Source organism: Bacillus sp. 7_6_55CFAA_CT2, assembly GCF_000238655.1.
GTDB lineage: Bacteria > Bacillota > Bacilli > Bacillales > Bacillaceae_G > Bacillus_A > Bacillus_A cereus.
In genome coordinates this window covers 249796-261530 of sequence record NZ_JH414708.1, presented here as the reverse complement: position 1 = coordinate 261530, position 11735 = coordinate 249796, and the positions used below count along the sequence as shown (strand labels likewise).

Sequence of the window (11735 nt, the reverse complement as noted above, 5' to 3'; positions counted from 1 at the left end):
GTTATTCGCTTATCGTTGTGCAATTGGAACATACACTTGATGCGTTGGTCCATTATAATCAGCACGCGGACGAATTAAACGGTTGTTTTCATATTGTTCTAGAATATGAGCTAACCAGCCTGACATACGGCTAATTGCAAAAATAGGTGTAAATAAGTCATGGTCAATTCCTAAACAATGGTATACAGAAGCTGAATAGAAATCAACATTTGGTGGAAGACCTTTTTCTTTTGTTACAATGTCTTCAATTTTGATAGACATATTATACCATTTCTCTTCTCCTAAAAGCACGCATAATCTCTTAGACATTTCACGTAAGTGTTTTGCACGTGGATCACCCTGCTCATACACACGGTGGCCAAAGCCCATGATTTTCACTTTATTTTGAAGAGCATTATGAATATATGACTCTACATTTTCTTCTTCACCAATCTCAGTTAACATCTTCATTACATTTTCATTTGCCCCACCGTGAAGAGGACCTTTTAATGCACCGATTGCTGCTGTAATACCAGAATATACATCTGAAAGTGTAGCTACGCAAACACGTGCAGTAAATGTAGAAGCGTTTAACTCATGATCTGCATGAAGTACAAGCGCCTTATCAAAAGCTTCAATTTCAACTTCATTTGGCTCGCGATCATTTAACATGTACAAGAAGTTTGCAGCTAATGATAAATCCTTTCTTGGCTCAACAATATCTAAACCTTTACGGATTCTCGCGTAAGCAGCAACTAAAGTTCCGACTTGCGCCTGTAATTTAACCGCTTTCAAATAATTGGACTTTTCATCCATAATTTCAGCGCTCTCATCGTATAATGATAGCATGGAAATTGCAGTTCGTAAAACAGACATCGGATGTGCAATTTTTAAATCTACTTGTTTCAAATATGTTAAAATCTCACCTGGAACTTTATAGTATTCTGATACAATTTCATTAAATTCCGCTAGTTCTTTTTCATTAGGAAGCTTGCGGTGCCATAATAAGTACACTACTTCTTCAAACGTAGCATTCTCAGCTAAATCATCAATATTATACCCAACATAAGTTAATGTATCATCAATAATAGAGCTCACAGATGATGTTGTTGCTACTACCCCTTCTAAACCTCGAATAACAGTCATGACATTCTCTCCTTTTCCTGAAAATTCTCCCAACCTTGCTCCTTATATCTATTTGCTCCCCTTTTGAATTATGAACGCCCGTTCACTCTTTAGGCAAGCAAAATGCACGATCATGCAAATTTGTTGCGATGTTCCCCTCTTATTGTCCATTGTTTACATGGAAAGCATGAGCGTGAATGTCTCCCCGAATCCTCACGCTCAAAACAACAAGTTAGTGAGGAAAATACATTCCGAAGAGTTTTATGATAAAAACAACATAAAACAATATCATTATAAAATTGTTTTATGTTGTTTTTATTTTATCTGGTGTAAAATCTCTGCTGTTATGTAACTTTTCAAAGTTTCTAATCCTATTATAAACAATTATCTGACTTTTGTGAACAGAAAGAATTCAAAAATTTTATATTACTATAAAATTCCTTATTTAAACATTTGTATAATACTCATAACCGCATAGGCAATTCCAGCCCCAATTAACGGACCAACAGCAACCCCATTAAATAGCGCAACCGCTATAATTGTCCCAAAAACAAGCGCAGTTGTAATGTGAGGATCCGTCGTCAACAATTGTACGCCGCCTTTCGCTAACAAAGCGACCGCTACACCTGAAGCTAAAGCAATCCACGCATAATAAGATTTCGCCGCTTCTCCAAGTTGTTTAAAACCTATTTCTCCTGTCGCAATCGGTACGAGCACCGCTATTGTAATGACCGTTACACCTAGGTTAATTCCTTTCGTTTGTAAATAAGGAAAGACCTTATCTCCTAAAAACGTAAACTTCAATAAAAATAACACACCAATAGCTACAGTAAGCGATTGGTTTTTAGCAATAAGTCCTATAATAAGTAGTATGAATAAAAATAACGTTGACTGACTAATCATGTTTGCACTTCCTTTCTGAAAATAATGAACTCATTTCCAAACAAAAATACCTTTAAACCTATCGTTATACATGCTATATCGATGCCTATTCAACATGAATCACTTCATTTTTTATGTATTTTAAAATGACAAACTGAGACTTTCACCAAAAAAATTAAAGCATGTATACATTTTTGAAAACAGTCGTCTCTTCTTTCTTTTCTAATAAGAAACAGGTAAAATAAAAAGAAGAGAAAATGAAGTTTTTACCATATAGTAGAAGCATCAACACCAAGCTTTCACAGTCACTCACATACTGAAAAAGCAGGAAAAATCCATCATTCCACTATAACATAAAGTGAAACTTTAATCAGTGGGGCATTTTCCACTGATTATTAGCCTTCACCAATCGGGCTTTTACGGGCAGTTTATCTCTAGCTAACTCCTTTGATCCAGCCGCACTTCGGGTAGGAGATTTACTTGCCCGCAAATAGCGGGGTAAAGTGAAACTTTAATCAGTGGGGCACACTCGTTATAAGTTGAACGAATTAGGATAATCCAAATTGGAATGGGAGGTATACATCTTTGAACCGAAACTTACTATATATGATATTGCGACTCATATTTGTCATTGTAGCAACGGTAGCTGGATTCTATGTATTACTATACATGTCAGGGCTTATCTATCCTTTTATTATCGCTTTTGCATTTGCTTATTTGATTAATCCTGTCGTCAATTTCCTTAATCAAAAACTACAATTTCCTCGCGCACTAGCAGTACTCGTTAGCTTAATTCTCGTATTTGGAGCTATCGTTGGACTTGTTACATATCTTGTGACTGAAGCAATATCTGCCACAACATACTTACTACAACTTGTTACAGTAAAGTTTCCAGATATCGTTACATTCGCTCAGCAATTTGCACTTAATCATATTATGCCTCTCTACGATGATTTAATCTCTAAATTTAATCATCTTGGAGAACCACAGCGCTATACAATTACACAAAACATTCAAAACTTAGGAACAGAAGCAACAACACAAATGAAAGAACTTTTAACCGCCATTATAAGCGGGTTAACGAATTTCATTAGTGCACTGCCAACAACTTTAACTGTCCTTGTATTCATTTTATTAGCCACTTTCTTCATTAGTTACGATTGGCACCGTCTTGCTCAGAAAGCAAGAAAATTGCTACCGAATCGTGTACATGGCTATGGAAAAACTATTTTTGTCGACTTAAGAAAAGCTTTGTTTGGTTTTGTGAAAGCGCAACTTACACTCGTATCTATGACAACCGTCATTGTACTAATCGGACTTTTAATATTACGCGTACCATACGCCATTACTATTGCGATTATTACAGGAGTTGTAGATTTACTACCATACTTAGGAACAGGCGCAGTCTTCGTTCCATGGGTTATATACGTATTTTTCACTGGCGATACCGCATTCGCCATTGGTCTTCTCATTTTATACATCGTCGTGATTGTCCAAAGACAAATTATGGAGCCGAAAGTACTTTCATCTAACATCGGTCTCGATCCATTAGCAACACTCGTCGCTCTATTTGTCGGCTTCAAACTTTTTGGCTTTTTAGGATTAATCATCGGCCCAGTCACCTTAGTACTACTTAATACATTACACAAAGCTAATGTCTTCCATGACTTGTGGAAATATATTAAAGGTTCACCTTCAAAATAATAGTTTCTAATTCATACACAACAAAAAACTTACATGTAATCAGTGGGAATTTCCCACTGATTATTCCTTGTACTTATTTTTCATACTCATTACATAAAACAAGAGAATTGCACTCAAAAAAGATAATTCTCTTGTTTTTTCGCATGAAAAACGCATATTTCGTGGTGTTTTTACATATTTATTCTATTTATTTCATAATTATCATTTACATTTATTACTTTTTATGTAAATGAATAAATATACAAAAATAGCATAAAACAAGACTTCAACTAACAATCTCCGCCTTTTATATGAATTTTTTACACCAATCGTTCCTTTATATAAGAAAGCAAAACTTTAATTTAGCAGCGTTTCCCTCCATCTTATTCATCTAAATTAATAGCACTAAAAAATCACAAGTTTAATCGAAGCACAACAAGAGTTCAAATGAAAATTATATAGCAAATATAATGAGCAGACGTTTTGTTCATCCCCGCTCATCATTCGCCCCACATCAGACACTTACGAGCAGCCCAATTTCAAGATAGAAATCCCCCCCACAAATAGCGTGGTAAAACAAAGCTTCAATCAGAAAGTTCCTCTCCTCTTACAAGACAAAAAATAGCACTTAGATTTCTACAATCTAAGTGCTATTTCTGAATAATAATAGTAGAGTTCTTTCTAAATTTCCATTCCATCCACTTCATAACAAGCGGCTTCAATAAAGCTCTCGTAATAGGGATCACGCAGATAAACCCTAGCACATCTGTCACATACCCAGGAAGCACCAAGAGAATACCTCCTACAAATACAAAAATACCATCTAGTACCGCCTCACCTGGCATTTCCCCTCTATTCAACTTAGATTGAATCTCTCCAAGCACTTTAAACCCTTGTCTTTTCGCCAAATACACACCTACAACACCTGTAAATACAATCATAGCGAACGTAGACCATAAACCTATTACATGACTCGATCCAATTAAGACCGTAATCTCAATCGCTGGTATTAAAATAAACAAGAATAGCAACCACTTCATAGTTCTACACCTCTCTCACATCTCACTTTTAACACCCTCACAACGCCTATATACATCATATGAAATATAGATATCCTTTCATATTAAAACCCATAACAAACAGCTTTTAAAAGCAATTCTAGGCGCTTTAAGCTAATTCTATCTCGTTTTTGTGTAAAAAAAAGAGAAGGACTCCGATCCTTCTCTCCGTATTACTTATAGCACTTCCGCATGTCCATTATAAACAATTCCGCGTGCTGCATCAACTGTTACTTCTTGGCCATTTTTTAAAGTTGCTGTTACGCCGTTTACACCAACGATAACAGGAATACCGATTGATACGCCTACAACAGCTGCATGGCTTGTTAAGCCACCTTCTTCTACAACTAAAGCCGCAGCTTTTTCGATTGCAGGAATCATATCTTTATCAGTGCTTGTTGTAACAAGGATATCACCTTCGTTTACGTTCGCTACAGCTTCAGCAGCTGTTTTTGCTACAACTACTTTACCTTTTGCAGCTTTACGACCGATTCCTTGTCCTTTAGCAATTTCTTCACCAACAACGTGGATTTTCATTAAGTTTGTTGTACCAGTTTCAGCAACTGGAACACCCGCAGTAATCACTACAGTATCTCCAAGTCCGATTAGACCTGCATCCATACCTGTTTGAATTGCTGTATCTAACATTTCGTCAGTTGAAGCTGCGCGCTTCTCAGCCATAAATGCTTGTACACCCCAAACAAGTGCAAGACGACGTCCTACTTGCTCGTCAGATGTTACAGCTACGATTGGAGATTTTGGACGGTATTTAGAGATCATTTTCGCAGTATATCCACTTTCTGTTGGAGCTACGATTGCAGCTACATCAAGAGCAAGTGCTGTATGCGCAACAGATTGGCTAATTGCATCTGTAATTGTTGGAGTGAACTCTTTAATACGTTTTTTGAACATATCTTCATATTGTAATGATTTTTCAACACGTACCGCAATGTTAGCCATCATTGTTACCGCTTCTACTGGGTATTGTCCAGCAGCTGTTTCACCTGAAAGCATGATTGCATCTGTACCATCGAAGATTGCGTTAGCTACGTCACTTGCTTCCGCACGAGTTGGACGTGGGTTACGTTGCATAGAATCTAACATTTGTGTTGCAGTAATAACTGGTTTACCTAACACGTTACATTTTTTAATTAGACGTTTTTGTACTAACGGTACTTCTTCTGGTGGAATTTCTACACCCATGTCACCACGAGCTACCATTAAACCGTCAGAAACTTCTAAGATTGAATCGATGTTGTCGATACCTTCTTGGTTTTCGATTTTTGGTACGATTTGGATGTATTGAGCGTTATGCTCTTCTAATAATTCACGGATTTCTAATACGTCAGACGCTTTACGTACGAATGAAGCTGCAATGAAATCAACTTTTTGCTCGATACCAAAGATGATATCTTTTACGTCTTTTTCAGTGATACCAGGAAGCTTAATGCTTACGTTTGGTACGTTAACACCTTTTTTATTTTTTACAGTTCCGCTGTTAAGAACTTTTGTACGGATGTTTCCGTCAGCTTTTTCGATTACTTCTAGTTCGATAAGACCGTCATCGATTAGAATACGAGAACCTGGGTCTACATCGTCATAAAGACCAGCATAAGATACAGAGAACTTCTCTGCAGTACCTAATACTTGCTCAGTAGAAAGAACTACTTCTGCACCTGTTACAAGCTCAGCTTGTCCGTCTACGAAGTCGTGAGTACGGATTTCTGGACCTTTTGTATCAAGTAAGATACCAACTGTTTTACCAGTTTTCTTTGAAGCTTCACGAATGTTTTTAATACGAGCTCCGTGCTCTTCATGGCTACCATGAGAGAAGTTTAAACGAGCAACGTTCATACCTGCTTCGATTAATTGCTCTAATTTTTCAATACTTTCACTAGCAGGACCTATAGTACATACAATTTTAGTTTTACGCATATTGCACCTCCGAAAATTATGAAACCGTTCCCAAATATCTGACATTACGCCGATTAGATGGATAATTCTTTAGATAATTGATACATATCTTTATCGATTGTATGCTTTTGAGCTAACGCTTCGATAATATCATGATCAACAAGTTTGTTATCTTGAATACCTACACAACGTCCACCTTTACCAGCAATTAACAATTCAACTGCTCTTGCGCCAAGACGACTTGCTAATACACGGTCTTGTGCACTTGGTGATCCACCACGTTGTACGTGACCTAATACAGTTACACGAGTATCAAAGTTTGTTGCTTCTTCAATGTGCTTACCGATGTCAATTGCACTTCCAACACCTTCAGCTACAACGATAATACTGTGTTTTTTACCACGTTCACTACCACGCTTCAGACGAGCGATAACATCATCCATGTCATACTCTTCTTCTGGAATTAAGATTGTTTCCGCACCATCAGCTAAACCAGCCCATAATGCGATATCACCAGCGTGACGTCCCATTACTTCGATAACATATGTACGTTCATGAGATGTAGCTGTGTCACGAATTTTATCAATTGCATCAATAACAGTGTTTAAAGCTGTATCGAAACCAATTGTGAAGTCTGTTCCAGGGATATCATTGTCGATTGTACCTGGTACACCAACACATGGGAATCCTTGTTCAGTTAATTTTTTAGCGCCTTGGTAAGAACCATCTCCACCAATAACAACAAGTCCTTCGATACCGTGTTTTTTTAATTGCTCGATACCTTTTAGTCGTACTTCTGGATCTTTAAACTCAGGACATCTTGCTGTATATAATTTCGTACCACCGCGGTGGATAATATCGCCAACAGAACCAAGTTCTAATTTTTCAATGTGACCAGAAATTAATCCAGCGTATCCATGGTAAATACCATATACTTCAATATCATGGAAAATCGCTTTACGAACAACTGCACGAATGGCAGCATTCATACCAGGTGAATCTCCACCACTTGTTAATACACCAATACGTTTCATTTGTACTCACCTCATAAAGATTATTTGCCTTATAATAAAATAACACGAAAAAATATAAAAATACAATGGAGAAGATGTGTCTTTTCATAATAAAAACGTGCATTCGCGAAGTGGAACGCACGCTTTTCTTATTTTATCCAAATGGAAGCGTTTGAAAACGAAACTTGCCCAATTTTCATATATTTTTCATAACGTTTTTCGATTAATTCATCTTTCGAAATTCCGTTTAATTGTTCAAAAGTTTTTCGAATCATTAAGTCTATATTTTCTGACTGTTTTAAAATATTACGGTGAGCTCCGCCTCTTGCTTCTGGAATAATTTCGTCAATTACACCTAATTCTTTCAAATCTGCTGCTGTAATTTTCATTGCCTCTGCAGCTTCCTTTGCTTTTCCTGCATCTTTCCAAAGAATTGCCGCTGCACCCTCTGGTGTAATAACAGAATAAGTGGAATTTTCTAGCATATGAATGTAATCTCCTACTCCAAGGCCTAGCGCACCACCACTACCGCCTTCACCGATAACGATACAAATGACTGGTACCGTTAAACCTGCCATCTCAAATAAGTTGCGGGCAATAGCTTCACTTTGTCCACGTTCTTCAGCTGCTTTACCAGGATAAGCTCCCTTCGTATCGATGAAACAAATAATAGGACGATTAAACTTTTCCGCTTGTTTCATGAGACGCAGTGCTTTTCGATATCCTTCTGGATGAGGCATTCCAAAGTTACGGCGAATATTTTCTTTCGTATCTTTTCCGCGCTGATGCCCAATTACAGTTACAGGCATCCCTTTATATTTCGCAATGCCGCCGACAATCGCTGCATCATCGCCAAATAGACGATCTCCATGACATTCGAAAAAATCAGTAAATAAGTGCTCAATATAATCGAGCGTTGTCGGTCGTTCTGCATGACGAGCAATTTGAACACGGTCCCATACTTTTAGATTACCGTATATATCTTCCTCTAAATTTTCTAGCTTTTCTTCCAAAATACGAATCTCCTCACTGAAGTCCATCTGGCTGTTTTTCGTATAGTCTTTCAGTTCACGAATCTTATTTCTTAGCTCAACAACTGGTTTTTCAAATTCTAGCTCTGCCATACAGCCATTTCCCCTCCTTGATGAACTTCTAAAATCTTGCGAAGCGATTCTCTCATATCATCACGATGCACCACCGCATCTAATTGACCATGATCTAGTAAGAATTCTGCCGTTTGGAAATCTTCCGGTAGTTTCTCACGCACCGTTTGTTCAATTACACGTCTACCAGCAAATCCGATAAGTGCACCTGGTTCTGCAAGATTATAATCACCAAGTGAAGCGAAACTCGCTGAAACCCCGCCCGTCGTTGGGTGAGTCATAACAGAAATAAATAATCCTCCTGCATTACTATGCTTTTTCAAAGCTACGCTTGTTTTTGCCATTTGCATTAAACTTAATATCCCTTCTTGCATACGGGCACCACCCGAAGCAGTAAAGATAATAAATGGAACTTGTAAGTCGTACGCCTTTTCAACCGCACGGGCGATTTTTTCTCCTACTACAGAGCCCATGCTCCCCATTCGAAAACGAGAATCCATTACTGCAACAACAACAAGCATGTCATCAATTGTTCCTTCACCAGTTACAACCGCTTCGTTCAATTCAGTCTTCTTACGATCGCTCTCTAGTTTCTCTTCATAACCTGGAAACTCGAGTGGATTTAATGAAACCATTTCTTTGTCATACTCACGGAATGACCCTTCGTCCAATATACTATTAAGACGTTCCCATGCATTCATAGGATGATGATATCCACAATTCACACATACTTTTAAATTTTTTAGAAGTTCTTTCGTATACATGATTTTTTTACATTCCGGACATTTTGTCATAACGCCATCTGGCACATCTTTTCGTACTTGTTCTGAAGGTATTGCAGCGTACTTTTTCTTTTTCACGAATAAATCTCTTAGCACAATTTGACCCCCTTCGTTGAGAGCTAAGGTTAGCGTAAGAAGAAAATGGGGCTAACACCAAAGTTTGATGTTAGCCTTATCTTCTCAATCTGTCTAATAACCTCACTCTTTACGTTTAACTTTAACCGCTACGCGGTAGAATGTTTGTCATAACGTGTCATGGTCATTTCGACAAATTTTATACATTACGAGTGAAACTGTATATTCTCTACTAATTCATCGTAAATTTTTAGTGCATCATTTTCTTGTTTTTCTTCCAAAGTAGCGTAAAGCTTTCTATACATATCGATAGAATCTCTTGAAACTTTACAAGAAAGAGTTGCTACGTAATCATTTACGATCATCCAAATGCGATATAGTAAATAATTATCGACTTGTTCAATAAGTGTTTTAAAGAACGTTTGATGAAGCGTTGGGACTGAGCTTTCATTTCCTTCAAGTACTTGGTGTAATCTACTTAGTACTTTAGAAAACGTTTCTTTCGGTAAATTACATACAATTCGAATCATATCTTTCTCAAGTAATCGTTTCGTTTGTAATAAATCACGAATTGTTTTCTCATCTTGCAATAAGAACGGAGCAATTAATTGTACAAGACCGTTATCATAAAAGTTTCGAATAAACGTCCCTTCACCACGTCTCGTTTCAATCAATCCTACCAGTTCTAAAGCACGCAATGCTTCTCTTACAGAGGAACGTCCTACGTTTAAGCGTGAACTTAACTCACGCTCAGACGGCAAACGATCCCCCGCCACCAATCCATCCTCTTCCATAATGGAACGGATTTTTTTTACAATTTCGAGATATACTTTTGTATTTGATGATGTCAATGGAAATTCCTCGCTTATTCTTTACCAATCAGCGCTAATTGTTTTGTTTTTTCAGCGATCTCATTTGGATCTACTTGACGGCGAGCTACTCCTGTCTCCATTGCTGCTTTTGCAACGTAAGCCGCTACTTGAGGCGCTACACGCGCGTCAAATGGTGCCGGAATGATATAGTCTGCATTTAACTCATCTTCTGCTACAAGCTCAGCAATAGCCTGTACAGCTGCCATCTTCATTTCTTCGTTAATTTGTGTCGCATGTACGTCAAGTGCACCGCGGAAAATACCAGGGAACGCCAATACATTATTTACTTGGTTCGGGAAGTCAGAACGACCTGTTCCAACAACAGCTGCGCCCGCTGCTTTTGCCAATTCTGGCATAATTTCTGGAACTGGATTCGCCATTGCAAAAATAATCGCATCGTCATTCATTGTACGAACCATCTCTTCTGTTAATGCACCTTCTGCAGATACACCAATGAATACGTCCGCACCTTGTACAACATCAGCTAAAGAACCTTCTATACGATTCTTATTTGTATATTTTGCAACTTCATCCTTCACCGGATTCATACCTGTAGGACGACCATCATAGATTGCGCCTTTACGGTCACACATAATAATGTCGCGTACACCATAGCGATATAAAAGTTTAATAATTGCAATACCTGCTGCACCTGCGCCATTTGCGACAACTTTAATGTCAGACATTTTCTTTCCAACTAATTTCAGTGCATTTACAAGACCTGCTACTGTTACGATAGCTGTTCCGTGTTGATCATCATGGAAGATAGGAATATTTGTTTCTTTTTTCAAACGCTCTTCAATAATGAAGCAGTTTGGTGCTGCGATATCTTCTAAGTTAACGCCGCCAAAAGTTGGCTCCATTAATTTTACAGTTTCAACAATTTTATCTACATCGTTTGTATTTAAGGCAATTGGGAATGCATCTACACCAGCAAAGCTCTTAAATAATACAGCTTTACCTTCCATTACTGGAAGAGATGCTTCAGGTCCAATGTTACCAAGACCAAGTACAGCTGTTCCATCTGTCACAACTGCTACCATATTTCCCTTCATCGTATATTCATATACCTTACTTTTATCGTCATAAATTTCTTTACAAGGTTCTGCAACCCCTGGAGAATATGCAAGACTTAAATCTTTTGCATTTTCTACTTTTACTTTTGATACAGTTTCTAATTTTCCTTGATGCACTTTATGCATGTGAAGTGCTTCTTCACGAAGTGTTGACAAACTATCCACTCTCCTCA

10 protein-coding genes are annotated in these 11735 nt (G+C 37.7%); 1 reads left to right on the top strand and 9 read right to left on the bottom strand.

The features are described from left to right. Positions 1-9 precede the first annotated feature (9 nt). Positions 10-1158, bottom strand: coding sequence for a citrate synthase (citZ, locus tag HMPREF1014_RS01490; RefSeq protein ID WP_000503652.1), 1149 nt, complete (start codon positions 1156-1158; stop codon positions 10-12). Between the two features lie 387 nt (positions 1159-1545). Further along, on the bottom strand, positions 1546-2007 hold the full coding sequence (locus HMPREF1014_RS01480; protein WP_000625507.1) for a DUF441 domain-containing protein: 462 nt from the start codon (positions 2005-2007) through the stop codon (positions 1546-1548). 564 nt (positions 2008-2571) lie between these two features. On the opposite strand from HMPREF1014_RS01480, the gene ytvI reads away from it, so the two are divergent. After that, a complete protein-coding gene (gene ytvI / locus HMPREF1014_RS01475; protein WP_001081388.1) occupies positions 2572-3690 on the top strand; it encodes a sporulation integral membrane protein YtvI in 1119 nt (372 codons plus the stop codon). Between the two features lie 629 nt (positions 3691-4319). Here ytvI and HMPREF1014_RS01470 read toward each other — a convergent pair. The 7 genes from HMPREF1014_RS01470 to ystJ all read right to left on the bottom strand — a co-directional run bounded on the left by HMPREF1014_RS01470 (position 4320) and on the right by ystJ (position 11688). Beyond that, a complete protein-coding gene (locus HMPREF1014_RS01470; RefSeq protein WP_000871631.1) occupies positions 4320-4709 on the bottom strand; it encodes an FxsA family protein in 390 nt (129 codons plus the stop codon). 195 nt (positions 4710-4904) lie between these two features. Continuing rightward, entirely contained in the window at positions 4905-6662 is a 1758-nt protein-coding gene (gene pyk / locus HMPREF1014_RS01465) for a pyruvate kinase (RefSeq protein ID WP_001232673.1), read from the bottom strand. Between the two features lie 53 nt (positions 6663-6715). Beyond that, positions 6716-7675 carry a 6-phosphofructokinase gene (pfkA, locus tag HMPREF1014_RS01460; protein WP_000821157.1) on the bottom strand — a complete coding sequence of 320 codons (960 nt, stop codon included), beginning with the start codon at positions 7673-7675 and terminating at the stop codon, positions 6716-6718. 128 nt (positions 7676-7803) lie between these two features. Then, positions 7804-8778: an acetyl-CoA carboxylase carboxyl transferase subunit alpha gene (accA, locus tag HMPREF1014_RS01455; RefSeq protein WP_000818804.1), complete on the bottom strand. Its 975-nt coding sequence runs from the start codon at positions 8776-8778 to the stop codon at positions 7804-7806. After that, positions 8766-9635, bottom strand: coding sequence for an acetyl-CoA carboxylase, carboxyltransferase subunit beta (gene accD, locus HMPREF1014_RS01450; RefSeq protein WP_000942859.1), 870 nt, complete (start codon positions 9633-9635; stop codon positions 8766-8768). The genes accA and accD overlap by 13 nt, the downstream gene beginning before the upstream one ends. Positions 9636-9820: 185 nt before the next feature. Beyond that, positions 9821-10465, bottom strand: a complete 645-nt coding sequence (locus tag HMPREF1014_RS01445) for a FadR/GntR family transcriptional regulator (protein ID WP_000204448.1) — start codon at positions 10463-10465, stop codon at positions 9821-9823. Between the two features lie 14 nt (positions 10466-10479). After that, entirely contained in the window at positions 10480-11688 is a 1209-nt protein-coding gene (gene ystJ, locus HMPREF1014_RS01440) for an NADP-dependent malic enzyme (RefSeq protein WP_161508111.1), read from the bottom strand. Between the last annotated feature and the right edge of the window lie 47 nt (positions 11689-11735).